Source organism: Vibrio cholerae (genome assembly GCF_008369605.1).
Classification (GTDB): Bacteria; Pseudomonadota; Gammaproteobacteria; order Enterobacterales; family Vibrionaceae; genus Vibrio; species Vibrio cholerae.
Window position 1 is genome coordinate 233,278 of sequence record NZ_CP043554.1, and the last position, 25,691, is coordinate 258,968.

A 25,691-nucleotide genomic window follows, 5' to 3' on the forward strand; every position below is an offset into this window, starting at 1 on the left:
CGGTTGAAGTATAGAGATATAACGATGAAAAATGGATTGAAAACTTATGTCGCACAGACTTGGCTGACCTTGTGGGTTGGTTTTGCACTTTGTGCTTCTTCCATGGTGTTTAGTGCTGAATCCGCTACCGCCAACCAGTTGGAAAACATCGACTTTCGGGTCAACAAAGAGAAGGCGGCGGTCTTAATTGTCGAATTGGCTTCGCCATCGGCTGTCGTGGATGTGCAAAAAGTCCAAGAAGGGTTGAGCATTGAACTCCTGAAAACCGATGTGGCGGATGACAAGCTGTATCTGCTTGATGTGAAAGATTTTTCGACCCCTGTTGAGAGCGTGGAAGTATTCCGTAAAGAGCCAAGCACACAACTGGTTGTGACTGTCGATGGGGAGTTTCAGCATGATTATACCTTGAAAGGAAAATACCTTGAGGTCGTGATCAGTAAACTCAAAGCTGATGAAAAGCCTAAGCCCAAGAGTGTCTTGGAAAAAGAAGGCAAGCTGATTTCAATTAACTTCCAAGATATTCCGGTGCGTAACGTACTGCAGCTGATTGCCGATTATAACGGTTTCAACTTAGTGGTTTCCGATTCGGTGGTGGGTAACCTGACTTTACGCTTGGATGGCGTGCCTTGGCAGCAAGTGTTGGACATTATTCTGCAAGTCAAAGGGCTCGATAAGCGGGTCGATGGCAATGTGATTTTGATTGCGCCGAAAGAGGAACTCGACTTGCGCGAGAAACAAGCGCTCGAAAAAGCCCGTTTAGCAGAAGAGTTGGGCGATTTAAAATCAGAAATCATCAAGATTAACTTTGCCAAAGCGTCTGACATTGCGGCGATGATCGGCGGTGAAGGCAACGTCAACATGTTGTCTGAACGAGGTTCGATCAGCATCGACGAACGAACTAACTCGCTATTGATCCGAGAGCTGCCCGATAACATTGCCGTGATCCGCGAGATCATTGAATCGCTGGATATTCCGGTCAAACAAGTTCAAATCGAAGCGCGGATTGTCACCGTCAAAGAAGGTAACTTGGAGGAGCTGGGGGTACGCTGGGGCGTAATGTCGACCAATGGTAGCCACTCGGTCGGAGGAAGCATAGAGAGTAACTTATGGCAAAAAGGGTTATTGGCGGATGATGAATTTCCGGTGGATGAATTCTTAAATGTGAATTTGGCTTCCACCTCTGCCAATGCGTCTTCGATTGCTTTCCAAGTCGCTAAATTGGGCTCGGGTACGTTGTTGGATTTGGAGCTTTCAGCATTACAAAATGAATCGAAGGCCGAAATCATCTCTAGCCCTCGCTTGATTACCACCAATAAACAGCCTGCCTATATTGAGCAAGGTACTGAGATCCCTTATCTGGAATCGTCTTCCAGTGGTGCCTCTACGGTCGCGTTTAAAAAAGCGGTATTGAGCTTGAAGGTGACACCACAAATCACCCCAGATAACCGCTTGGTGCTGGACTTGAGCGTGACCCAAGACCGACGCGGTGAAACGGTGAAAACCGGCACTGGCGAAGCGGTTTCTATTGATACTCAGCGCATTGGCACTCAAGTGTTGGTGAATAACGGAGAAACTGTGGTGTTGGGTGGCATTTTCCAACACAGCATCAATAATTCGGTAGATAAGGTGCCACTGCTGGGGGATTTGCCTGTTTTGGGCGCGTTATTCAGACGAACCTATGAGCAAATGGGCAAAAGTGAACTGCTGATTTTTGTCACGCCGAAAGTGGTCATTCAATAACTTAGCGTGTGCGTAACAAGCGAACAAAAATTAAAGTTGCAATAGTGGCACCATATCTAGATAATTTCGGGTCTTATCACGAAATATCGGTGAGGAATAGGTGCCACAAGCATTCCTATGGTTGGCGTATGTCCAGCAACTCTTGTGGCGATGTCATTGAATTAACGTTGTAAATTACTGCTGAACATGGCTGAGAAACGCAATATTTTCCTTGTTGGCCCTATGGGCGCTGGCAAAAGCACAATTGGTAGACACCTAGCTCAACAACTGCACATGGAGTTTATCGACTCTGATACGGTTATCGAAGAACGTACCGGAGCGGATATCGCATGGGTGTTTGATGTTGAAGGTGAAGAAGGCTTCCGCAAGCGCGAAGAAGCCGTTATTAATGATCTAACCGAGCAACAGGGTATCGTACTGGCGACGGGTGGTGGCTCAGTAATTAGTAAAGAGAACCGCAACCGACTGTCTGCTCGCGGTATCGTTGTATACCTCGAAACTACTATCGAAAAACAATTAGCACGTACCAATCGCGATAAAAAGCGCCCACTGCTGCAAACGGATTGCCCGCGTGAAGTGCTAGAGCAATTGGCTGAAGATCGTAATCCTCTGTACGAAGAGATTGCGGACATCACGGTACGCACTGACGATCAAAGTGCAAAAGTGGTAGCCAATCAGATCGTAAAAATGCTAGAAGAACACATAATGTAATGTTTCTTCGAAGTGGAGTGCAAAACCATGGAGCGGATTACGGTCAACTTAGGTGAACGTAGCTACCCAATCTCAATCGGTGCCGGATTGTTTGCCAATCCGGCTCTTCTTTCCCTCTCTGCTAAGCAGAAAGTGGTGATTGTCACCAACCACACTGTCGCTCCGTTGTATGCGCCTGCGATCATTTCATTACTTGATCACATCGGTTGCCAGCATGCTTTGCTGGAACTGCCCGATGGCGAACAGTACAAAACTCTCGAAACCTTCAACACTGTGATGAGCTTTTTGCTTGAGCATAACTACAGCCGTGATGTGGTTGTCATTGCTTTAGGTGGGGGAGTGATTGGTGATCTGGTCGGTTTCGCGGCGGCTTGTTATCAGCGTGGCGTTGATTTCATTCAAATACCGACCACACTGCTGTCGCAGGTGGATTCTTCGGTCGGTGGGAAAACCGCGGTCAATCATCCGCTCGGTAAAAACATGATTGGTGCTTTTTATCAGCCCAAAGCGGTAGTGATTGATACGGACTGTTTGACCACGCTGCCCGCACGTGAATTTGCCGCTGGTATGGCGGAAGTCATCAAGTATGGCATCATTTATGACTCAGCCTTCTTCGACTGGCTAGAAGCACAGATGGAGGCTTTGTACGCATTGGACGAACAAGCGCTCACTTACGCAATTGCGCGCTGCTGCCAAATCAAAGCCGAGGTAGTCGCGCAAGATGAGAAAGAGTCGGGCATTCGTGCGTTACTCAATCTTGGTCACACCTTCGGCCATGCAATTGAAGCACAGATGGGCTATGGGAATTGGCTGCACGGTGAAGCCGTATCTGCGGGTACAGTAATGGCGGCGAAAACGGCTCAATTACAAGGCCTTATCGATGCATCTCAATTTGAACGTATCCTAGCTATACTGAAAAAAGCGCACTTGCCTGTGCGAACCCCAGAGAACATGACCTTTGCCGATTTCATGCAGCACATGATGCGCGATAAAAAAGTGTTGGCAGGGGAACTGCGTTTGGTGTTACCGACCAGTATCGGCACGTCAGCGGTCGTAAAAGGGGTACCTGAAGCCGTGATAGCACAAGCGATAGAGTATTGTCGCACGGTGTAATCGAGAGACTTGCAGAACATTTTGATATCAGACAATTGTCATTAGGATGGCCCAATGAGCTTGGCACATGAACTGGATTTAGAATCGCAAACTGAGTTACTGGAACGGCTGCAACTGCTGACCCGTTTTGGTTCTAACTTGGTGAATGTTTGTGGTCGCCAAGGGGCGGGGAAATCGTGGCTCGCGCAACGATTTTTAGACAGTTGGGCGCAAGATAAAAACCAATCTTTGCTCATGTGCCACCCTAACCAAAGTGACGAGCAGCGTCGCGTGACGATGTTGTCACAGCTGTTTTCTGAGCCACTTTACAATCCCAAAGACGCCTTAGCAGAAAGCTTCGCGCGTCTATTTGAAGATCAAAATTGCGATATCGTGATTGTGGTCGATGATGCCCACTTACTCTCTGAGTCTTTGGTTTCCGAATTGTGGATGTTGGTACTCGAAGCACAAACCAATCCACGCTGGAACGTCAATGTGGTGCTGTTTGCTCAAGACAATGGTCTGGATGCGTTATTAACGCGTTTAAGTTATGGGCAAGAACATAAGCCTGTCGATTTAGAAATTGAGATGCTCTCCGAAGATGAAGCAGATCGTTTATTCGAAAATCGCGTCATGCGCTATGTTGATCCACAAGTTGAGCGTAAAGTGCGTAATGCTTATAAGAAGATCAATCCGTTACCGGGGGAAATTATGGCGTTGGCGGAAACGAAAAATGAAAAACGGGTGGTGATCCGCTCGATTGTTGGCTCTCCGTTTAATATTGCCTTGGTCGTATTACTTCTCTTGTTGTTGCTGGGCGGAGGTTATTGGTGGCTGCTGTCTAAGCCTGTTCCACAAGAGAGTAGCCTGCTTGAAGGCGAGATCGCTGAACAAACCGCGATTCCAACCCTCAACTCCGAAGCAAACCCTCTAGCTCAAGACGGTACCTCAAGCGCAAATGGCGATGGCATGTCTGATGCTGAAGGCGATGACTTTGGTGCCGACGATGATACCTCTGCTCTGCCACCGGATGTGGTGGATACCACAGCCAGTGTCGGCATTGCCGATGACGGTAAGCGCGTCGTGATTAACTCTGATGTGGTGGATGCCCTGCTGCAAGGCAAAGCAGACACCGCTGATACTTCGGCGATCAACAACTTAGTAGAGTCAACTCAAGCGGCGACTGAGCTGAAAACGCAAACGTTAGAGCAAACACAAGTGCAGAATGCTCAGCCTAAATCGGTGAGTTTCTCTTTTGCGCGTGATGAGCTGAAAGCCATGTCACCACGCAGCTACACATTGCAGTTGGCGGCGATGAATTCTCTGCAAGATGTGCAAGGCTTTATTGATGAGCACAAGCTACAAGGGAAAGTCTACGTTTACCCAACACTGCGTAACGATGTCGAGTGGTTTATTGTCACTATGGGCAACTATCCCACCATCCAAATGGCGCGTGATGCCTCAGAAAAACTCTCTGCTTCGCTACAGGCGTTAGGTCCTTGGGCTAAATCACTTAGCCAAGTTCAGCGAGAAATCGAGCGTAAGAAATAAACCTGAGCTTCGCTGAAAAATATGTTACATTCCGCAGCCTTATTTTGTGGCCAACGATTAGAGCAGTAGATGAAAAAGCAGCGCGCCTTTCTGAAATGGGCTGGGGGTAAATATAGCCTAGTCGAGGATATTCAACGCCATCTACCAGAAGCTCGTGAGCTGGTTGAGCCTTTCGTTGGCGCAGGCTCGGTCTTCCTGAATACGGATTTTGAACGCTATCTGCTGGCGGACATCAATCCGGATCTGATCAATTTCTACAATCTGCTCAAAACCGAACCTCAAGCATACATTCACGAAGCTAAGCGTTGGTTTGTGCCCGAAAATAACCGCAAAGAAGTCTACCTCGATATTCGTAAGCAGTTTAACCAGAGTGACGATGCGATGTTTCGCTCGTTGGCGTTTTTGTATATGAACCGCTTTGGGTTTAACGGCCTATGTCGCTATAACAAAAAAGGGGGCTTTAATGTGCCGTTTGGCTCGTATAAAAAGCCTTATTTCCCTGAGCAAGAGTTAGAGTTTTTTGCTGAAAAAGCGCAGCGTGCCACCTTTATTTGCGCGTCGTATGGCGAAACCTTCGCTCGCGCGCAAAGCGATAGCGTGATTTATTGCGATCCGCCTTACGCACCGCTGTCGACTACGGCCAATTTTACCTCTTATGCGGGCAATGGTTTTACCTTAGACGATCAAGCGGCGTTAGCCGATATCGCCGAGAAAACCGCCAAAGAGCGTGGAATTTCGGTGCTGATTTCCAATCACGATACCACCCATACTCGCCGTTTGTATCGCGGGGCGCAGCTCAATGTGGTCAAAGCTAACCGTACCATCAGTCGTAATGGTGCCGGACGCAATAAAGTGGATGAGCTTTTAGCACTCTTCACGCCTCATCTTTCATCGCAAGCGTGATCTTGTGGGCTGAATGGTGGATTTCCTCTCCCTGCCTCAAGCCACGCGCTAGGATCTCGTCACCAGCTTAGGTAGAATGGCGGCCACATTGTGTTCAGCTTGCATTCAATTCCTAACGAGGTCGGTATGAAAGATTTTCTCATTGCACCATCCATTCTCTCCGCTGATTTTGCCCGTCTGGGCGAAGATGTTGCCAAAGTGCTCGCCGCAGGAGCGGATGTGGTGCATTTCGATGTGATGGACAATCACTACGTACCGAACCTGACGTTTGGCGCACCGATTTGTAAAGCCCTGCGCGATTACGGCATTACGGCACCGATTGATGTGCATTTGATGGTGAAACCGGTGGATCGCATCATTCCGGACTTTGCCAAAGCTGGCGCCTCCATGATCACTTTCCACGTTGAAGCCTCAGAGCACGTTGACCGTACTTTACAGCTCATCAAAGAGTGCGGCTGTCAGGCGGGCGTGGTACTGAACCCTGCGACACCTCTGCACCATCTCGATTACATCATGGATAAAGTCGATTTGATTTTGCTGATGTCGGTGAACCCAGGCTTTGGCGGACAATCTTTCATTCCACATACTTTAGATAAACTGCGCGCGGTGCGTGAACGTATCAAGCAAAGTGGGCGTCCAATTCGTTTGGAAATTGATGGTGGCGTGAAAGTGGAGAATATCCGAGAAATCGCGGAAGCGGGTGCCGATATGTTTGTGGCAGGCTCGGCGATTTTTGGTCAGCCTGATTACCAAGCGGTGATTGAGCAGATGCGTGCTGAACTGGCGAAAGCCAAAATTTAATCTGATTTAGGATCGTGTTTTGAAATCCATAAAATTAATTGCTTTTGATTTGGATGGTACGCTGCTCGACAGCGTGCCGGATTTAGCGGTAGCGGCGGATCAAGCGGCGCGTGCGGTCGGCTATCCGGCGGTGAGCGAAGCGCAGGTGCGTGATTATGTCGGTAATGGTGCGGATGTGTTGATTGCGCGCGCACTCAGCCAGAGCTTAACGATCAATCCTGAATTAAGCCCAGAGCTACGTGCTCAAGCGCGTCACCTGTTTGATGAGTTTTATGAACAAACGGGGCACAAGCTGAGCCACCTGTACCCTAATGTTAAAACCACGCTTTTAGAGCTGCACCAAGCGGGCTTTATTCTGGCGCTCGTGACCAATAAGCCTTCTAAATTTGTGCCAGATGTTCTAGAGCAACACGGCATCGCGCACTTTTTTAGTGATGTGATTGGCGGCGATACCTTCCCGAATAAAAAGCCGGATCCGATGGCGCTGAATTGGTTATTAGAGAAGCATCAGTTAAGTGCTGAGCAAATGTTGATGGTCGGGGATTCGAAAAACGACATTCTGGCGGCAAAAAATGCTGGGTGTTATTCCTTCGGTTTAACCTACGGTTATAACCATGGCGAACCGATTGCCAATGCGGAGCCAGACTTCGTCTCCGATGACATTGGCACGCTGCTTGAAGTGGTGCTCGTTTCGGCGTAAAAGTTGCCGTTCGCACTAGTAAAATACTCGTTAATGAGTACACTGCTTGAACCGCGCCGATTCCGTGCGCGGTTTTTGTCCCTTTGTTTTGTGTAATTTCAATTTCAGTCACAAGGAAATCAAACCCATGAGCAAACCCATTGTATTGAGTGGTGTTCAACCGTCAGGTGAACTAAGTATCGGTAACTACTTGGGTGCTCTACGTCAATGGCAACAGATGCAAGATGATTATGACTGCCAGTACTGTGTTGTGGATTTGCATGCAATTACGGTTCGCCAAGATCCGCAAGCACTGCATGAAGCGACATTAGATGCTTTGGCTATTTGTCTCGCCGTTGGCGTTGATCCGAAAAAGAGCACGCTATTTGTTCAGTCACACGTACCTGAGCATGCTCAACTCGGTTGGGTTTTGAACTGCTACACCCAGATGGGTGAGCTGAGCCGCATGACTCAATTCAAAGACAAATCAGCACGTTACGCCAACGATGTGAATGCTGGTCTGTTTGGTTATCCGGTACTGATGGCGGCAGATATTCTGCTGTATGGCGCGCACCAAGTGCCAGTGGGCAGCGATCAGAAACAACATCTGGAATTGGCACGCGATATCGCGACCCGTTTCAACAATATCTACAGCCCAGAACAGCCGATTTTTACCATTCCTGAGCCTTACATCCCAACCGTGAATGCGCGGGTAATGAGTCTGCAAGATGCGACTAAGAAAATGTCCAAATCAGACGATAACCGCAAAAACGTGATCACCTTGTTGGAAGATCCGAAATCGATCATCAAGAAGATCAATAAGGCGCAGACCGATGCGGAAACCCCACCGCGTATCGCTTACGATGTTGAAAACAAAGCAGGCATCGCGAACCTGATGGGACTCTATTCTGCCGCGACAGGTAAAACCTTCGCTGAAATCGAAGCTCAGTACGCAGGCGTTGAAATGTACGGCCCATTTAAGAAAGATGTGGGTGAGGCTGTGGTGGCCATGCTTGAACCCGTGCAAGCAGAATACCAACGCATCCGTAACGATCGCGAATACCTGAACAGTGTAATGCGTGATGGCGCAGAAAAAGCCTCGGCAAAAGCGCTGCAAACGCTGAAAAAAGTCTATGCGGCGGTTGGTTTTGTGGCGCGTCCTTAAGCCAAAGCGAGCACAATCAAGTCACAGTGAATAAAGCTAGGGGTTCCTAGCTTTATTTTTTGCACGCGAGATAGGTTTGCACAGAGCGAAAGTGTGTGAGGAATTCTCCCATCTGCGTTTCACACGGCTACAATTAAAACACCGAAATTTAAAAGAGTGTTAGCCATGAGATTCATGTTGCTGTTGATGCTAGTCGGGATGGCGCATGGAGCGCTAGCCAACCCCTTACGTGTCTGCGTTGGGGACGTTAATGTCTGGCCACCGTTTACCTATTGGCAAGGCAGCTCTGCACAAGAAAAGGCAGAATCATTGACGGGATCAGCCACGACCTTGGTGCTCGAAGCACTGAAAAAACAAGAGATCGAATACCAACTGCATTTCATGCCATGGGCTCGGGTTCAACAAGAATTGGCGCAAGCGACAGGTCGCTGTGACCTAACTTGGGATGCTAGCTATCGAGCCGAAAGGGCGGAATACAGCTATTTCTCGGTACCGCTCTATACGATCCAGTTAGGTTATTTCACCTTGCCGGAAAACAGTAAGGATTTGAATCTGGCTACCGATAGCGATGTGCTATGCGGGATCAATGGTTTTAACTACCAAAATTTCGCATTACCACGAGAGCCATCACTGACACTCAATTCTGTCCAGCAAGCCTTAAATATGCTGCAAAAAGAGCGTTGTGATTGGTTCGTGAGTGAAATTGAGCCAATTTATGGCGGGATAATGTTAGGGCTCTATCAGTTAGATAGACCGATTCAGCATCACTTTTTAGGCAAAACCAAGGAGTACCATGTGCAGGTTCGGCGTAGCCTACCAAACGCAATGCCACTCTTAAACAGCCTCAATGAGTACATTTTACAAGCCCAATCCAGCGGACATGCGCAAGCGGTTTTTGATCGCTTCTTGTCGATAACGCAAACCGAATAAATCGACGCCGTGGACGTTATGGCTTCTTTCTCCTCCCAGAGCGGCTCATTCGCCGCTCTGACTATTTACCCCGCATGTTGAAAGTTTGCGATGCATTCAAGTATTTGCTCTATTGATGAGATTAATATCTCGATATCAATGCTGAATGTTTTTGTGTTGCATGAAAAACAGTAACACTCATCGCGTAAAGTCGTTTTTCTTTAACACAATACTGGTTCAATACACCCTGTTTTGTCTGTTAACCGCAAATAGGGAGGAGAAGGTACATCATGGAAATGAGATCAACCCCGAATTTAACGCGCTCAACGTTAGCTTTAGCGATTAGCTTTGGCTTAGTGGCGCCAAGCTACGCTGACCTATTGATTTCCCAATACGTTGAAGGCAGCAGCTTCAATAAAGCGATTGAAATTGCCAACACGTCCGATCAAACAGTGAGCCTGAATGGCTACCAACTGGCGATGTCGACCAACGGCAGCGGCACTTGGGATAAAACTTTACCGCTCGATGGCCAAGTGATTGCGGCGCGCGATGTGCTGGTGATTGCCCACGGTAGCGCCAACAGTGCGATACTGGCGACCGCCGACCTAACCAACAACACAGTGGTTAACTTTAATGGCAATGATCCGATTGCGCTGCTCAATAGCGATGGTTCGGTGCATGACGTGGTCGGCAGTATGGGCGGCGCAGATTTTGCGAAAGACAACACGCTCGCCAGAACAACACTCACCCCAAGCGCTACTTACCAAGCTTCCGATTGGGCGACCCAAGGCAAAGACAATATTGATGGGCTTGGCGCACTGGATGTCACCACGCCACCGAGTGCCTTCAATTGTACGCTAGATGGTGCTGAACCAAGCTTTACCACCATCCAACAAATCCAAGGTGAAGGCAGCACTTCTCCCTATATCCAAGGCTATCCCTACATCACCAATGAGGATTTCTTTGTCAAAGGTGTGGTGAGTGCAGTAACGACAGGACTGACTAAAGGCTTCTATCTACAAGCGCTGGAAGATGACTTCAACCCGAATACCTCTGAAGGGCTGTTTGTGTTTACCAACCAAAGTAGTTCGGACTTAGCACCGGGCGATGTGGTGTGCGTGAAAGGCAAAGTGCAGGAGTATTACAACCTGACGCAGCTCAAAGCGGAAAACAATCAGTGGGTGAAACAAGGCCAGCAAGCTGCGCCACAAGCGCAAGCCATCGAGATCTTGCCTTCCGATGAACACTTTGCTCAGACGCTAGAGCGTTACGAAGGCATGCTAGTGAAAACCACACCTGAGCTGGATATGCGTGTGACTCGCACCTTTGGTTATGACTATGCTTCGCGCCGTAACAATATGGTGCTGGCACAAGGTCGCATCAATATGCAGCCAAACCAGCAGCATCCTGCCGGTTCAGAGCAAGCTTCACAGCAGAAGCTGGATAACGCACAGCGCCGCTTGTTTGTGGAATCGGATGCCAAAGCACCAGATGGGCAAATTCCATATTACCCGACATTTGGCCGCACCGATGTCGATCAAGATGGTTCAACCGAAGACTATATCCGAATTGATGATACGGTTTCAGGCCTCGAAGGGGTTGTGAGCTACAGCTATAACGAATATCGCCTGATTGTGACCAACACCATCTCGGCAGAAAATCTGGTGCATAATGCGCCGCGTCAAGCCAAGCCAGATCTGGATGAAGGCGATCTGCGCATTGCCACGTTCAACGTACTTAACTACTTCAACTCGCCGTTTGGTGGTGATGCTAACCAACATGGGGATAACCGTGGCGCCAACAATCTGGCTGAATTTGAAGTGCAGCAAGCCAAGATTGTGAATGCGATTGTTCGTTTGGATGCCGATATCGTGGGTTTGATGGAAATTGAGAACAACGGCTTTGGTGAAGGTTCGGCGATTGCGCAATTGGTGAATCAGATCAATAGCCAAATCGCGGATAAGAAAAAACACTACCGCTTTGTGGCGATTGACTCGAATGGTGATGGCAAAACCGATGCTGCCGATTCACTGGGTACTGATGTGATCACCACAGGTGTTATCTATCGCGATAAAGTGGTGAAGCTGGCGCAAAATCGTGTCATCCCAATGCCAAGTCAGCAAGCACCAGAGGTGGTAGATGCCAACGGTAAAGTGATTGAAGATGGTAAAAACTATCAGCGTGATACGCTTGCCCCAACCTTTAAAGTCAAAGGTGGCAACGAAAAAATCACTGTCGCGGTGAATCACTTCAAATCGAAAGGATCAGCGTGTTGGGAAGATGCCGCGCCCGTTGAGCAAGGCGGACAAGCTGGCAAAGATCTCGATTACCAAGGCGCATGTGAAAACTTCCGCGTCGCCGCCGCGGTAGCGTTGGGTGATGCGCTGGCGAAAATCGATGGGCACAAAGTGATTCTCGGTGATATGAACTCGTACGGCATGGAAGATCCTATGCTGGTGCTGACTGACTACACACCAGAGAAATACGGCAAAACCATTCGCGCAGCACGCAATACTTACATTGCCGGTGTGGAGCAGTTTGGAGATTCAGGCGCAGAGATCAAACACAGCTACGGTTATCTCAACGCAGTTGCAATGAAACATCCAGACAGTTGGAGCTACTCATTTAATGATGAAGTCGGCGCGTTGGATCATCTGTTAGTCAGTCCAAGCCTCAAACACAAAGTCGTGGATGCGACCGATTGGCACATTAACGGTGCAGAATCGACCTTGTTTGACTACAACGATGAGTTCAAAGGCAACCTGCCGAAATACAAGGATCAATTCCGCGCCTCAGATCATGACCCAGCGGTACTGGAGCTTAACATCTACGGTGGTTCATTAGGTTTAGGCGCACTGCTTGGCCTATTGGGGCTTGGTGTTTGGCGTCGCCGTCGCTAGAAAGTGGCATTTTTGATAAACCAAAGGCTAGCGTGTGCTAGCCTTTTTAGTTTCTTACGTTGGTGGTGTGAACTTACTGCGCGTCGTGCAGTACGCTGCCCCATAGGTCATATTCATCGGCGTGTTCGATGACAACGTTAACCAGCTCACCCGGTTTCAGGTTGGTTTCACCGTTGAGGTAAACCAAGCCATCAATTTCCGGTGCATCGGCGTAAGTACGGCCGATCGCGCCTTCTTCATCGACTTCATCAATCAGCACTTGCATGGTGCTGCCGATGCGTTTTTGCAGTTTGGCAGCACTGATCTCTTGCTGCACGAGCATAAAGCGCTCGAAACGATCTTGTTTCACGTCTTCTGGGATCTGTTCTTCAATCTCGTTCGCTGCAGCGCCTTCAACAGGTGAGTACTTAAAGCAGCCCACGCGATCGAGTTGTGCTTCTTTCAGCCAATCGAGCAGGATTTGGAAATCCTCTTCAGTTTCGCCCGGGAAACCCACGATAAAGGTGGAGCGGATCACCAGTTCTGGGCAGATTTCACGCCATTTTTTGATGCGCTCTAAAGTGCGCTCCGCTTGTCCCGGACGCTTCATCATTTTCAGAACACGTGGGCTGGCGTGTTGGAATGGAATATCCAAGTAAGGCAGCACTTTTCCTTCTGCCATCAATGGGATGATTTCATCCACATGTGGGTAAGGGTAAACGTAGTGCAGACGAACCCAAATTCCCATTTTGCCAAGCTCTTCACTGAGCGCTTTGATGTTATGGCGCACTGGTGAGCCGTTAGCAAAACCTAGGCTGTGTTTGGTATCCACACCGTAAGCACTGGTGTCTTGGCTGATTACGAGCAGCTCTTTCACGCCAGCATTTTTCAGGCGTTCCGCTTCACCAATAATTTCACCCACTGGGCGGCTTACCAAATCACCACGCATTGAAGGGATGATGCAGAAAGTACAGCGGTGGTTACAACCTTCAGAAATTTTCAGGTAAGCGTAATGCTTTGGTGTCAGTTTCACCCCGTGATCCGGCACTAAGCTGGTAAACGGGTTATGGGCTGGCTTTGGCGCGTATTGGTGTACGTGCTCCAATACGTTTTGGTAAGCGTGTGGGCCTGTAATACCGAGCACATTGGGGTGCACTTGGCGAATTTCATCTTCACGCGCGCCGAGGCAGCCCGTCACAATCACTTTGCCGTTCTCTTTCAGCGCTTCGCCAATGGTATCCAGAGACTCTTGCACCGCACTGTCGATAAAACCACAGGTGTTAACGATCACCACATCGGAGTCGTGGTAGCTGTTGACGATCTCATACCCCTCAGTGCGTAGTTGGGTCAGAATGCGTTCTGAATCCACTAAGTTTTTTGGGCAACCTAAGGAAACAAAACCAATTTTATTGCCTGTGGTTTGGCTATTTTGGCTTTGCTCGGCGATGGTTTTTTTCGCCGTTTCCAGTGTCGTGGTTTGATTTGGCGTAAAAGTCTGAACTGTCATTGCTCTGTGTGCTACCTGATAATTATCGAATCACCGTCCTTATCGCTTCTGTGCAGAGCGTGGCTAGGGGACGGGTATAAAAGTCGGCGAATTATAACTGAGCTTAGGAAATTGAATAGGGGAGAGAAAGGAAAATTGCGCAAAAAATGCGCGCAAACGTCTGCTCAAGTCGGTTAACTTTGCTTAATGCTTGCCTTTAGAGTGGAGTGCTGCACAATAACGCGCACTTTATTTCCATCCCAAGGTCGTATGCATGCTACTGATGATCGATAACTACGATTCGTTTACTTACAACCTGTACCAATACTTTTGTGAGTTAGGGGCGCAGGTCAAAGTGGTACGTAATGATGAGATCGATCTGGATGGCATCCGCACGCTGGCACCAACACATTTGGTGATTTCTCCGGGACCATGCACGCCTAATGAAGCGGGGATCTCACTCGCGGCGATTGAAGCATTTGCAGGACAACTGCCCATCCTTGGTGTTTGTTTAGGGCATCAAGCCATTGCGCAAGCGTTTGGTGGGCAAGTGGTACGCGCTCGTCAGGTCATGCATGGCAAAACCTCACCCATTCGTCATACGGGACAAGGCTTATTTAGTGGATTGAATAACCCGCTAACGGTGACGCGTTACCATTCCTTGGTGGTGAAAAATGACACTCTGCCCGAGTGCTTTGAGTTAACCGCATGGACTGAGCTTAGTGATGGCAGCATTGACGAAATCATGGGTTTTCAACATAAAACCCTAGCCCTTGAAGCGGTGCAGTTTCACCCTGAGTCGATAAAGACAGAACAAGGCCACCAATTGTTGGCGAATTTTTTAAACCGCACCTAATCCCAAGAACGATGCGTACCCAGTGCCGATCGTACTGACTGCGATCACTTTTTTCGCTTTTTATCAAAGATTTATCCGCAAGCTGTCATTTTTCAAGCTTATTCATAGAGGATTGTGCTACCCGCGCCATGCCTTGATTTTGCTGCCTCTTTGCTTCATTTCCTATCGCCCCATAAAAATAACTTCATAAATAATCTTTTTTATTGCATAAATAGTCGCTCGTGGTGTGGGGTTTATCTCACTTGCCTGTGCATACGAGATCTTTCACCATTGAAATGGTTAAATAAATGTAAATACAATGCTGCAAATGCTTTAAGGAAATACATAATCTAACACAGAGCCATTTTGTGGAAGAATCGCTTATCTCTGAGCATGCGGTATCGAGAGGGAATGGGTAATGACGGTGGAAATGAGTGTAGATCGGAGTTCTTTTGATGAGGTGATGGTGCCTTGTTACAACCCGATGGAGTTTATCCCAGTAAAAGGTTTTGGTTCACGGATTTGGGATCAGCAGGGTCATGAGTACATTGACTTCGCTGGCGGGATTGCGGTGAGTTGTCTAGGGCATTGCCACCCAGTGATGGTGCAAGCCTTGACCACCCAAGCCAATAAGCTGTGGCATTTAAGTAACGTAATGACCAATGAGCCAGCGTTGCGCTTGGCGAAAAAACTGACTCAAGTGAGTTTTGCCGAAAAGGTCTTTTTTGCCAACTCCGGCGCGGAAGCCAACGAAGCGGCACTCAAACTGGCGCGTCGTTACGCGGCCGATGTGTATGGTCCTGAGAAATCCGAGATTATTGCCTTTAACCAAGGTTTCCACGGTCGTACTTTCTTTACCGTATCGGTCGGTGGTCAAGCGACCTATTCGGATGGTTTTGGCCCTAAACCGGGTGATATTGTTCATTTGCCTTATAACGATTTGGCTGCACTGCAAGCGCAGATCTCCGATCGCACTTGTGCTGTGATGATGGAGCCGCTGCAAGGTGAGGGTGGGATCATTTCACCCAGTGCCGAATTTGTGCAAGCGGTGCGCGAGTTGTGTGACAAACACAATGCACTACTGATTTTCGATGAAGTGCAGACGGGTAACGGCCGCACTGGCGATTTCTATGCCTACCAAGGGATTGGTGTGACGCCAGATATTCTGGCGACCGCAAAATCTCTCGGTGGCGGTTTCCCAATCGGTGCCATGCTGACCACGGCGAAAATTGCTGAGCACATGAAAGTGGGCGTACACGGTTCGACTTATGGCGGCAACCCATTAGCGTGTGCCGTAGCGGAAGCGGTAGTGGGTTTCGTCGCACAACCAGAAATACTGGCTGGTGTGAAACAGCGTGAGCAGTGGATGCGCGCTGAGCTAGAGAAAATCAATCAGAAATATCACTTGTTTAAAGAGATCCGCGGTAAAGGTTTGCTACTTGGCGCGGCACTCAACGATGAATGGCAAGGCCGCGCGCGTGACATTCTGGTCGCTGCGGGTAAGCAAGGCTTGATGGTGTTGGTGGCCGGGGCGAGCGTGGTTCGCTTTACGCCATCTCTTATCATCAGCCAACAAGAAATCGAAGAAGGTATGGCTCGCTTAGACAAAGCGATCGCCACACTGATGTGATAGCGAAGGGTTTGCATCGCAAGCCCTGATTGACGAACCACGGAGGTTCGACGCTATCGCAGACTGCAGGATGACGTGAGGGGCGAAAGGTTATCGCCCCGTATCCAATGCAGAGATTACGCATCGGGAGGGAGTAAAGATGCTAGTTGTTCGTCCGATTAGCATGGCCGACTATGAGGCGCTACATACCTGCGCTGTCGAGTCCGGCCATGGCTTCACATCATTACCAGTAGATCAAGAGCTACTGACTAATCGTATTACCCACTCAGAATACAGCTTCAGCAAACCGAACGTCACAATGCCTGGTGATGAAGGCTATTTGATGGTGGGTGTGGATACTGAAACTGGGCAAGTGGCCGGAACCACGGGCATTGAAGCTTCGATTGGCTGGGATGTGCCGTTTTATTCTTACCACATCAGCACCATAGTTCACTCGTCGCCTAAATTGGGAGTCAACAATGTAGTGAAGTTGCTGACGTTTGGTAACAACTACACCGGATGCAGTGAAATCTGCACTCTGTTTTTGCGCCCACAGTATCGCCAAGGCTTAAATGGTCGTTTGATGTCGAAATGCCGTTTTTTGATGATGGCGGAACACTCACACCGTTTTTCCAAAACCATTTTTGCTGAGATGCGCGGCGTTTCCGATGCCGATGGCAATTCACCATTTTGGAAGTGGCTACAAGAGCACTTTTTCTCGATTGATTTCACTTTGGCCGATTATCTGACCGGAATTGGCAAAAAAGGCTTTATCGCTGACTTGATGCCCAAACTGCCAATTTACGTCAATTTGCTGAGCAAAGAAGCGCAAGCAGTGATTGGTCAGGTGCATGAAAACACGCGACCCGCCTTGGTATTGCTTGAGAAAGAGGGCTTCACCTGTCGCAATTACGTCGACATTTTTGATGCGGGCCCAACCGTGGAATGTGAGCTGAACAACATCGAATCGGTGCGCCACTCAGTACGCGCTATTGTTGAAGTGGCAGAACATTCGAGCTCGCAGAATTTCATTATGTGTAACACCTCGTTTGAGAACTTCCGGGCAACGGCGGCCAAAGCCGCATACAGCCAAGAAGATAACGCGGTGATCATCTCCCCCAAAGTCGCCGCGGCATTAGAAGTGAGCACGGGGGATTATTTACGGATTTTGGCGCAGTAGGGGATAGCCATGACACATTGGATAGCCGGTGAATGGGTTGCGGGGACCGGTGAAAAACTACAATCACATACGCCTTATAGCCATGAGCTTTTATGGCAAGGCTACAGCGCTAGTGGCGAGCAAGTCGACGCGGCAGTGAATGCGGCTCGCCGCGCTTTTCTCGACTGGAAAAAACGTCCATTTGCTGAGCGTGAACAGAAGGTGTTGGCCTTTGCGGAATTGGTGAAAGCCAACAGCGAACAGATTGCGCAAGTGATTGCTAAAGAGACGGGCAAGCCTTTGTGGGAAACGCGCACGGAAGCGGCTTCAATTGCCGGAAAAATCGCGATTTCGATTCGTGCTTATCATGAGCGTACCGGTGAAACCGTGCGTGAAGCGGCGGGTAATCAGCTGGTATTGCGCCATCGACCGTTGGGTGTGATGGCGGTGTTTGGTCCGTATAACTTCCCCGGCCATTTACCGAATGGGCATATAGTGCCTGCGCTGCTGGCGGGCAATACCGTGGTGTTTAAGCCTTCTGAGCAAACCCCGTGGACTGGCGAAGTCTTGATGCAGTTATGGCAACAGGCTGGCTTGCCTGCTGGTGTCATCAATCTGGTTCAAGGCTCAAAAGAGACGGGGATTGCGCTAGCGCAATCACGCGGGATTGATGGTTTGCTGTTTACGGGGAGTGCCAATACTGGACATCTGCTGCATCGCCAATTTGCAGGTCAGCCGGACAAAATGCTGGCGCTGGAAATGGGCGGCAATAACCCTATGGTGATTTCAGAGCACTATGGCGATCTGGATGCCACGGTTTATACCATTATTCAATCGGCGTTTATCAGCAGTGGTCAACGCTGCACCTGTGCGCGTCGCTTGTATGTGCCACTCGGGACGAAAGGCGATGCACTGCTCGATAAACTGGTTTCCGTAACGGCCAAGCTGCGTATTGATCAGCCCTTTGCTGAGCCCGCACCCTTTATGGGACCGTTAGTTTCTGAAGCAGCAGCACAAGTGATCCTCAAGGCGCAAGCAGATCTACAAGCGCTAGGCGGAAAAAGTCTACTTGAAGCTCGCGCCTTGCATGCGGCGTTTATCACTCCGGCCATCATCGATGTGACGGCGATTGAGCGCTTACCGGATGATGAGTATTTCGGGCCTTTGCTGCAAGTAGTGCGTTACCAGACTTTGGCGCAAGCGGTAGAGCTTGCCAATGATACCCGCTTTGGCTTATCCGCCGGACTCGTCTCGACGGATGATGGCGAGTGGGATTATTTTGTCGAACATATTCGTGCGGGCATCGTCAATCGTAACCGCCAATTAACCGGAGCCAGTGGTGATGCGCCATTTGGTGGCCCAGGAGCATCGGGCAACTTACGCCCCAGTGCCTTCTATGCCGCCGACTATTGCGCTTATCCGATGGCTTCAATGGAGGGGGAGACAACATTGCTTCCTGCCACCTTGAGCCCGGGTGTTGAACTCTAATCATAATTTATTTTGTGCCTGCGCAGCCAAGTAGGCACTTTTTCCGTCACAGGTTGAAAGCTTTATCGTGTTAGCGCTGGGTAAATTACACGGCGTCTAACCTTAGTCCGTTTGCGTTTCATAGGATCAACAAGGAGGCGTTATGACGCCAACAGCTTTATTCCAATCGCTCTGGAATGATTATATTGAGCGCCTCTGCCCATCGGCAGACAGAGTGCATCAACTCCTACAAGAAGATGAGCCGCTGATTAATGACCATATTGCGCTGCGCACATTTAATTTGGCGCCACTGGGCTTAGAGACGCTGGCTAAACCGTTTCTGGCACTCGGCTACCAAGCGTGTGGTGAGTATGAGTTCAAAAGTAAAAAACTCTTTGCTAAGCATTTTGAACATCCCGATCCTTTGCAGCCTAAGGTTTTCATTAGTGAGCTGAAAGTGGAAGAGTGTTCACCTGAGCTGCAAGCGATTGTTGAAAAGCTGGTGGCGCAAGTTCAGCCACAAGCATTAGCCAGTGAGGCTTTTTTGTATGGCGGTCGCTTATGGAGCTTAAGCCATGCCGACTATCTTACTTTGGCGAAAGAGAGTGAGTATGCTGCTTGGCTTGCGGCGCATGGTTATGGTGCAAACCACTTTACAGTCAGCGTGAATCAGCTCAATGCGCTGCATGAAGTGAAACAGGTCAATGACCATCTGCGCCAACATGGCTTTAGCATCAATGAATCGGGTGGGGAAGTAAAAGGCTCACCAGAAGTCTTGCTAGAACAGTCTTCAACCATGGCTGATAAAGTGTTAGTGCGTTTTAACGAAGGCGCGGAGATGATCCCCGGTGGCTTTTATGAGTTTGCCAAACGCTACCCTATGGCCGATGGTCAGCTCTATCCCGGATTTGTCGAAGCTTCGGCGGATAAGATCTTTGAAAGCACGAACCGTTAAATCTAGCGCATCACACAAATAAAAATAGCCACCGCAGGGTGGCTATTTTTTATAACACGAGACGGGTTATCGGGGCACTTAGCGAGTGCCGTAAACCACGATGGTTTTACCGTGGGCAGAGATCAGGTTCTGTTCTTCCAGCATCTTCAGGATGCGGCCAACGGTTTCGCGAGAACAGCCAACAATTTGACCGATCTCTTGGCGAGTGATCTTGATTTGCATACCATCAGGGTGAGTCATCGCATCGGGCTGACGTGCAAGGTTCAGCAGAGTCTGTGCGATACGGCCAGTTACGTCTAGGAACGCAAGGTCGCCAACTTTCTGGCTGGTCACTTGCAGACGACGAGCCATTTGACCTGAAAGGCGCATCAAAATGTCTGGGTTAACTTGGATTAACTGACGGAATTTCTTAAATGAGATTTCAGCCACTTCACACGGTGTTTTGGCACGAACCCAAGCGGTACGCTCTTGACCTTCTTCAAACAGGCCGAGTTCACCGATGAAATCACCTTGGTTCAGGTAAGAGAGAATCATCTCTTTACCTTCTTCATCTTTGATCAGTACCGCAACTGAACCTTTTACGATGTAGTACAGCGTTTCCGCCTTCTCACCCGCGTGGATCAGCGTGCTTTTTGATGGGTACTTATGAATGTGACAATGTGAAAGAAACCACTCTAGTGTTGGATCGGTTTGAGGTTTACCTAGAACCATAATAATCTCACTTCCTCTGCAGGGTACGCTTGCCGCTATCCATATTTTAGCGAAGCCTCAATTGGGCTTACTAGAATAAGAGGTGTTACCCAAGGCTGCAAGCTATCTTGTGTTTCGGTTAAGAATAGTATCCTTTTTCGAAATCGATTTCTTGATTTTAATCGTGTCAGTAGTCCGATTTGCTACGCAAAACTGTGCACATGATCACGGTATGAAAAGTAAGCATTCATCACTGGTCGGATCTAGCCAATTTTTCCCGTTTCGATCAGTTGTTGCAGCAGCGGGCGCACAATCAAATCCATCGCAAAACTCATTTTACCGCCGGGGACGACAATGGTGTTGTGGCGTGACATAAACGAGCCATCAATCATCGCCAGCAAGTACGGGAAATCGACGTTTTTGATGCCACGAAAACGGATCACCACAAAACTCTCATCCAGCGTTGGAATGCCTTTGGCATTGAGTGGGTTCGAAGTATCGACCGTAGGCACACGTTGAAAGTTGATGTGGGTGCGCGAAAATTGCGGGGTGATGAATTTAAGGTAGTCGTCCATTGAGCGAACAATCGAATCCATCACCGCTTCGCGTGAATGGCCGCGATCGCGCGTGTCGCGCACGTATTTTTGGATCCACTCAAGGTTAACGATGGGTACCATGCCAATCAAAAAATCGACGTGTTGCGCGACATTAACATCGCCATCAACGACCCCGCCGTGCAAGCCTTCATAAAACAGCACATCGGAGTTTTCAGGCAGCGACTGCCAAGGGGTAAATGTACCGGGCATCTGGTTATACGGCACCGCTTCATCAAAGGTGTGCAAGTAGCGGCGTACTTGGCCGGTGCCTACTTTTCCATATTGGCGGAAGAATTCTTCCAGTGTAGGGAAATCGTTGGCTTGCGGGCCAAAGTAGCTGATATGGCGGCCTTGTTCACGCGCTTTGCGGATTTCCACATCCATTTCTGGGCGAGTAAAACGGTGGAAACTGTCTCCTTCCACCCAAGCGGGTTTGATGTTCATCATATTGAACATCTTGCGAAAGGCTTCTGAGGTGGTAGTGGTACCGGCGCCGGAAGAACCGGTCACCGCAATAATCGGATGTTTGGCTGACATGACAAACCTTGTCCTTTAAGTCCTTGATTTTGGTGCTAACTTAGACACCTTCCGAAAAATGACTATAGCACGGAAAATGCTGTCGTCACGGCATGGCTAAAACGGATGGCATTTAATATCCACGGTTTCATGCAATTCTGAATAGACGATCACAGCTTGTCCAGATTGTAATTGAGTACGTACCTGAGCAATTTTCTCTTCTAGCGAGACTTCAATATCGCCATAGTCGGTGCCTTCACGCAGCACAAATTCACGGATCAAATTGTCGAGTGTGTCTGGCGCAATCTCTTGCCATGGAATGATCATAAATACCTCTATATTTTATGATGGCGCTTTTTTATGACGGTTCTTTTGTACGACTGAAAGAAACGACGAGTTGCCGCCACGCTCAGTCGTTTGAATGTCGCTTTCATCTGTTGAGAAGGAATCGTGGATTAGCTGGGCTGTAGAAAATCATCTCGCAGCGGTGCGTAATACTCGGGTAGAGCTTGCTCTAACCAAAAATACGGTTTAAGCCATGAACCGCTCAGGAAACCCACATGGCCGCCATGCTCGAAGAGACGATAGCGGATATTGTCAGGCAGCGGAAAATTGGGGATCACCGCTTCAGTCATAAAAGGATCGTCTTTGGCGTGGATGATCTGAGTCGGGACGCGGATCTGAGTCAGCTGTTTAATCCCAGAGCACTGCTGGTAATAATCGGCTGCATCATGAAAACCGTGCAGCGGTGCGGTGATCACATCATCAAACTCGGCGAGTTTAGCGATCGCGCGGATCCGCTCAGGGCTCAGTGGCAAAGCGTTTTCCAGCAGTGGGTATTTCGCGATGGCATTTTTCTTCAATGAAGAGAGCAGATAGGCTCGATACACTTTGGAAAAGCCCTGTTCGATACGTTGTGAGCAGGCGGCTAAATCGAGTGGCGCAGAAATCAAGGTGGCGGCCGTGACGATAGGATCATCCCGATACTGCGCAAGATAGTTGGCGAGCATGTTACCGCCGAGTGAAACACCGACGGCAACGATCGGACGCTCTGGTAATTGTTTACGCAGATACTCCAGCACAAAACGCGCATCGCCCGTTTCGCCAGAGTGGTAAGCGCGTGCTAAGTGGTTGGGTTTACCACTGCAACCGCGAAAATGCATCATCACCGAGAGCCAGCCTTGCCGCGCAAAGGCGTGCATCAAGCCGTTCGCGTAAGGGCTTTTGAAGCTGCCTTCTAAGCCGTGGAACAACACAAACAGCGGCTTACGCTGCGCGTGTGGTGTGCGCCAATCTTCGCTCCAAGCCAGATCGAGAAAATCACCATCAGGCGTGAATAGCGTTTGCCATTCGGCACTAAACAGCGGCTGTTTTCGCAGCAAGCGAGGCAGCAGAGTTTGTAAGTGGGGATTTTTCAACCCCTTAGCAGCAATAAACGTGATCATGATGTTGGATTATCGGATTCTCGGTACGGAGCTGAAAAAAGCTCGGCTAAGTATTCTGCGCCAAGCATTTTACAGTATTGCAGAGTGAGCGATAGATCTTGCGCAGGATGAAGTGTCATTCGATTGAGACAATGCACCAAATCCGCTTGTTGCTGCTTTTCTAATTGCAGCTCAAACTGCAGAGCCTCGCGATAGAGCGTGTCTGGCAAATGGCTTTTCAAGCGCCGCCGCAAATCACGAAAATCGTGCAGCAGAGTTTCCGAATGACTCAAACATTCCAGCACCGTCGGCCAGTCAGTTTCCGCAAAAGTGAGCTGCTGTTCATCTAGCCATTTGAGTAACAGCAGCAGATTGACATTGCCGTGATGGCTATTTTGCAATCGTAAGCACGCCTCTTTTACCTCGCGGACACTGTAATACTGCAAACTGAATTGCCAGAGTCTTTCCAGTGTTAATCTTGGTTTGGCGTGCTCATCACTCATTTATCCGTTGAACTCCCGTTCCATCTCTTCCAAGGTTTCTTGCTCGGCCATCCATTCTAGCTCGACTTGCTCAAGCTCGGATTTGGCGGCGGCTTGTTTAGCCAACACCTCAGTCAGTGTCGCTTTATTCTGTGCTTCGTACAGTGAGGTGTCCGACAATTGTGCCTCCATCTCACTGACAACGTGGTTCAACTTATCGAGTTTCTCTTCTAACTGTGTCAGCTTTTTGCGAATTGGCGCAGTGAGCTTACGAAAATCGGCTTCACGGCGCTTTTGCTCTTTTTTCGCCGCGGCACTGTTCGCGCTATTCGCAGTATTGGTCGGTTGGGTTTCTTTACGCTCGGCTTTTTGCTGATCGGTAAGCCATTTGTAGTAGTCATTCAGGTCACCATCAAACGGACCAACTTGGTGATCATGCACTAAATAGAGATCATCGGTGGTGGCACGCAGCAAGTAGCGATCATGGCTGACAATGACCATGGCGCCTTCATAGCTTTGTAGCGCAAGGGTTAGCGCCTGACGCATATCCAAATCCAAATGGTTGGTGGGTTCGTCAAGCAGTAGTAAGTTGGGCTTTTGCCACACAATCAGCGCCAGCACTAAACGGGCTTTTTCACCACCCGAGAAGGGCGCGACTTTTTCGAGTGCTTTCTCACCATGGAAACCAAAGCTGCCTAAGTAGTTACGCAGTTCGAGCTCATTTTTGTCTGGCGCGATTTGCATCATGTGTTGCAGCGGCGTCTCTTCTGGATGCAGTGTTTCCAATTGATGCTGCGCAAAGTAGCCAATTTTCACCCCTTGCGAGTAAGTGCAGTCACCCGCTTGCGGTTTGAGCTCACCCGAGAGCAGTTTAATCAAGGTGGATTTACCCGCACCATTACGACCAAGCAAGCCGATGCGGCTGCCTGGCACCAGATTGAGGCGGATCTTCTCGAGGATGAGGTTATCGCCGTAGCCCGCTGCGACCTGATCCATCATCAGGATTGGGTTCGGCAGCGCGGCAGGTTCACGAAATTCAAAGCTGAACGGGTTATCAAACTGGGCGGGCAGCACTTTTTCCATCCGCTCCAGCGCTTTAATCCGGCTTTGGGCTTGGCGAGCTTTCGACGCTTTATAGCGGAAGCGATCAATATAGCTTTGCATGTGCGCCATCTGCTTTTGTTGCTTTTGATAGATGGCTTGTTGCTGAAGCATTTTCTGCGCGCGCTGAGTTTCAAACGACGAGTAGTTGCCCGTGTATTCATTCAGCGTCTGATTTTCAATATGCACAATTCGATTGACGATCGGGTCGAGGAAATCGCGGTCATGGGAAATCAGGATCAGCGTGCCGGGGTAGCTTTGCAGCCAACGCTCCAGCCACATCACCGCATCCAAATCCAAGTGGTTGGTCGGTTCGTCGAGCAGCAGTAAATCTGAGCGGCAAATCAGCGCTTGCGCGAGGTTTAAACGCATCCGCCAACCACCGGAAAATTGAGTTAGGTTCCAACTCATTTGTTCTTGAGTAAAGCCTAAGCCGTCAAGCAGTTCTGAGGCGCGAGCGCGAATGCTGTAACCACCGACCATCTCGATTTTGCCATGCAAATCGGCCACTTTGGTGCCGTTGTCGGCCGCTTCTGCGTCCATCAATTGGCGCTCAAGTTCGCGATATTCGCGATCGCCATCGATGACGTATTCCAATGCTGTGCGATCCAGCGCCGGGGTTTCCTGTGCTACCCAAGCCAGCTCCCAGTGCGCTGGTTTACTGAAGGAGCCCGCATCAATGGTGAGTTCATCTTTCAGCAGTGCAAAGAGAGTGGATTTGCCGCAGCCGTTTTTGCCCACTAAGCCGACTTTATCGCCGGGATGAATGGTGGCTGAAGCTTGCTCAAGGAGTGGTTTGCCGCCACGCAGTAGCTGAATCTCAGAAAAGGTAATCATAAAAAATCGTTTATCGCCCGTTGAATTTTCGCTCGGAATAGTAGGTGGAATAAGGATAAATGTCGATCATTATACAAATTGGGTTATGATGCTGAGTAACGGAT

General features: G+C 49.2%; 22 protein-coding genes. 15 read left to right on the forward strand and 7 right to left on the reverse strand.

Going from position 1 to position 25,691, the window contains the following annotated elements:
• The first annotated feature begins 24 nt into the window (after window positions 1-24).
• The 10 genes from F0316_RS01145 (at window position 25) to xds (ending at window position 12,451) form a co-directional block, all read left to right on the forward strand.
• On the forward strand, window positions 25-1,740 hold the full coding sequence (locus F0316_RS01145) for a type IV pilus secretin PilQ (RefSeq protein WP_000788423.1): 1,716 nt from the start codon (window positions 25-27) through the stop codon (window positions 1,738-1,740).
• Between the two features lie 186 nt (window positions 1,741-1,926).
• Window positions 1,927-2,451 carry a shikimate kinase AroK gene (aroK, locus tag F0316_RS01150; RefSeq protein ID WP_000818616.1) on the forward strand — a complete coding sequence of 175 codons (525 nt, stop codon included), beginning with the start codon at window positions 1,927-1,929 and terminating at the stop codon, window positions 2,449-2,451.
• A 27-nt stretch (window positions 2,452-2,478) separates the two neighbouring features.
• Window positions 2,479-3,564, forward strand: a complete 1,086-nt coding sequence (gene aroB / locus F0316_RS01155; RefSeq protein ID WP_053055863.1) for a 3-dehydroquinate synthase — start codon at window positions 2,479-2,481, stop codon at window positions 3,562-3,564.
• A 54-nt stretch (window positions 3,565-3,618) separates the two neighbouring features.
• Window positions 3,619-5,094 carry an AAA family ATPase gene (locus tag F0316_RS01160; protein ID WP_000050190.1) on the forward strand — a complete coding sequence of 492 codons (1,476 nt, stop codon included), beginning with the start codon at window positions 3,619-3,621 and terminating at the stop codon, window positions 5,092-5,094.
• A 69-nt stretch (window positions 5,095-5,163) separates the two neighbouring features.
• Complete coding sequence (locus F0316_RS01165) at window positions 5,164-5,997, forward strand: Dam family site-specific DNA-(adenine-N6)-methyltransferase (protein WP_000744680.1); 834 nt, start codon at window positions 5,164-5,166, stop codon at window positions 5,995-5,997.
• A 126-nt stretch (window positions 5,998-6,123) separates the two neighbouring features.
• The gene (rpe, locus tag F0316_RS01170) at window positions 6,124-6,798 is read left to right on the forward strand and encodes a ribulose-phosphate 3-epimerase (protein WP_000651337.1); all 675 of its coding nucleotides are present in this window, start codon (window positions 6,124-6,126) and stop codon (window positions 6,796-6,798) included.
• Between the two features lie 19 nt (window positions 6,799-6,817).
• Window positions 6,818-7,498, forward strand: coding sequence for a phosphoglycolate phosphatase (locus tag F0316_RS01175; RefSeq protein ID WP_000835873.1), 681 nt, complete (start codon window positions 6,818-6,820; stop codon window positions 7,496-7,498).
• 127 nt (window positions 7,499-7,625) lie between these two features.
• Window positions 7,626-8,642: a tryptophan--tRNA ligase gene (gene trpS, locus F0316_RS01180; protein WP_000042615.1), complete on the forward strand. Its 1,017-nt coding sequence runs from the start codon at window positions 7,626-7,628 to the stop codon at window positions 8,640-8,642.
• A 174-nt stretch (window positions 8,643-8,816) separates the two neighbouring features.
• Entirely contained in the window at window positions 8,817-9,572 is a 756-nt protein-coding gene (locus tag F0316_RS01185) for a substrate-binding periplasmic protein (protein WP_000925517.1), read from the forward strand.
• A gap of 269 nt (window positions 9,573-9,841) precedes the next feature.
• Window positions 9,842-12,451 carry a GlyGly-anchored extracellular endonuclease Xds gene (xds, locus tag F0316_RS01190; protein WP_000426008.1) on the forward strand — a complete coding sequence of 870 codons (2,610 nt, stop codon included), beginning with the start codon at window positions 9,842-9,844 and terminating at the stop codon, window positions 12,449-12,451.
• 73 nt (window positions 12,452-12,524) lie between these two features.
• On the opposite strand, the gene rimO is transcribed toward xds, so the two are convergent.
• On the reverse strand, window positions 12,525-13,937 hold the full coding sequence (gene rimO, locus F0316_RS01195; protein WP_000218159.1) for a 30S ribosomal protein S12 methylthiotransferase RimO: 1,413 nt from the start codon (window positions 13,935-13,937) through the stop codon (window positions 12,525-12,527).
• Window positions 13,938-14,190: 253 nt separating this feature from the next.
• Here rimO and F0316_RS01200 point away from each other — a divergent pair, with 253 nt between their 5' ends.
• The 5 genes from F0316_RS01200 (at window position 14,191) to F0316_RS01220 (ending at window position 19,941) form a co-directional block, all read left to right on the forward strand.
• The gene (locus F0316_RS01200) at window positions 14,191-14,772 is read left to right on the forward strand and encodes an aminodeoxychorismate/anthranilate synthase component II (RefSeq protein ID WP_000925696.1); all 582 of its coding nucleotides are present in this window, start codon (window positions 14,191-14,193) and stop codon (window positions 14,770-14,772) included.
• 397 nt (window positions 14,773-15,169) lie between these two features.
• A complete protein-coding gene (locus tag F0316_RS01205; protein ID WP_000215477.1) occupies window positions 15,170-16,381 on the forward strand; it encodes an aspartate aminotransferase family protein in 1,212 nt (403 codons plus the stop codon).
• Between the two features lie 139 nt (window positions 16,382-16,520).
• A complete protein-coding gene (astA, locus tag F0316_RS01210; protein WP_000962042.1) occupies window positions 16,521-17,540 on the forward strand; it encodes an arginine N-succinyltransferase in 1,020 nt (339 codons plus the stop codon).
• 9 nt (window positions 17,541-17,549) lie between these two features.
• Entirely contained in the window at window positions 17,550-19,007 is a 1,458-nt protein-coding gene (gene astD, locus F0316_RS01215) for a succinylglutamate-semialdehyde dehydrogenase (protein WP_149560153.1), read from the forward strand.
• 142 nt (window positions 19,008-19,149) lie between these two features.
• A complete protein-coding gene (locus F0316_RS01220; RefSeq protein WP_069213162.1) occupies window positions 19,150-19,941 on the forward strand; it encodes a DUF1338 domain-containing protein in 792 nt (263 codons plus the stop codon).
• Window positions 19,942-20,019: 78 nt separating this feature from the next.
• On the opposite strand, the gene crp is transcribed toward F0316_RS01220, so the two are convergent.
• From crp to F0316_RS01250, 6 genes are all read right to left on the reverse strand, one after another.
• Window positions 20,020-20,652 carry a cAMP-activated global transcriptional regulator CRP gene (crp, locus tag F0316_RS01225; protein WP_000242749.1) on the reverse strand — a complete coding sequence of 211 codons (633 nt, stop codon included), beginning with the start codon at window positions 20,650-20,652 and terminating at the stop codon, window positions 20,020-20,022.
• 242 nt (window positions 20,653-20,894) lie between these two features.
• Entirely contained in the window at window positions 20,895-21,764 is an 870-nt protein-coding gene (locus F0316_RS01230; RefSeq protein WP_001274667.1) for a phosphoribulokinase, read from the reverse strand.
• A gap of 96 nt (window positions 21,765-21,860) precedes the next feature.
• Window positions 21,861-22,070, reverse strand: a complete 210-nt coding sequence (locus F0316_RS01235; RefSeq protein WP_000586561.1) for a YheU family protein — start codon at window positions 22,068-22,070, stop codon at window positions 21,861-21,863.
• Window positions 22,071-22,198: 128 nt separating this feature from the next.
• Complete coding sequence (locus F0316_RS01240) at window positions 22,199-23,188, reverse strand: hydrolase (protein WP_000627575.1); 990 nt, start codon at window positions 23,186-23,188, stop codon at window positions 22,199-22,201.
• Window positions 23,185-23,670: a TIGR02444 family protein gene (locus F0316_RS01245; protein WP_001278734.1), complete on the reverse strand. Its 486-nt coding sequence runs from the start codon at window positions 23,668-23,670 to the stop codon at window positions 23,185-23,187. Before F0316_RS01245 ends, F0316_RS01240 begins: the two co-directional genes overlap by 4 nt.
• On the reverse strand, window positions 23,671-25,587 hold the full coding sequence (locus F0316_RS01250; protein WP_069213161.1) for an ABC transporter ATP-binding protein: 1,917 nt from the start codon (window positions 25,585-25,587) through the stop codon (window positions 23,671-23,673). It lies immediately after the preceding gene.
• Window positions 25,588-25,691: the final 104 nt, after the last annotated feature.